The following is a 535-nucleotide window of genomic DNA, read 5'->3' on the forward strand; positions in this document are numbered from 1 at the left end:
AATATTGGCAAAGTTGTTCATCGGTATCACTCACCAGCGCAAAATTAATTTGTTGGTTGGCGATAAATTTTTCATGGCTTTTAACACTATCTCTTGATACGCCAATGACTTGGTAGCCAAGCTGCTGCAATTGGGGCAAATGATGGCTAAAATCTTGCGCTTGTACAGTACAGCCTGAGGTGTTGTCTTTTGGATAAAAGTACAGAATCAAGCCTTTCTCTGACTGCTTTGCGTAGTCTTGCAGGTTGATTTGACGCTGTATAAATTGCGGCTGCGCTGTAGCATGACGGCTGGTATCCGCTTCAACCGTGGTGACTAAAAAATTGGGTAGTTGAGTCATGGACATTTCCCAAGCAAAAATTGAACTAACAATATCAGAAAGCCAGATTGAGTACAAACTTCTTCATGCGACAAAATAAAAAAAGACCAGTAAACAACTGGTCTGGTGGTGCGGCGCTATCGATTATGGTATTGAGTGTAACCAATTAGGGACGGGCTTTATTAAATTTAACGCCGTTACCGCACGCTTTCATAC

The 535-nt window shown here is 41.9% G+C and carries 1 protein-coding gene; it reads right to left on the reverse strand.

What is annotated here, in order from left to right; genetic code table 11:
• Nucleotides 1-340 (reverse strand): peroxiredoxin (locus J5M58_RS26095; RefSeq protein WP_243432559.1); only part of this gene is annotated, 340 nt, incomplete at its 3' end.
• Between the last annotated feature and the right edge of the window lie 195 nt (nt 341-535).

Origin of the sequence: Pseudomonas sp. 32_A (genome assembly GCF_017490905.1) — a bacterium.
Lineage (GTDB): Bacteria > Pseudomonadota > Gammaproteobacteria > Pseudomonadales > Pseudomonadaceae > Aquipseudomonas > Aquipseudomonas inefficax.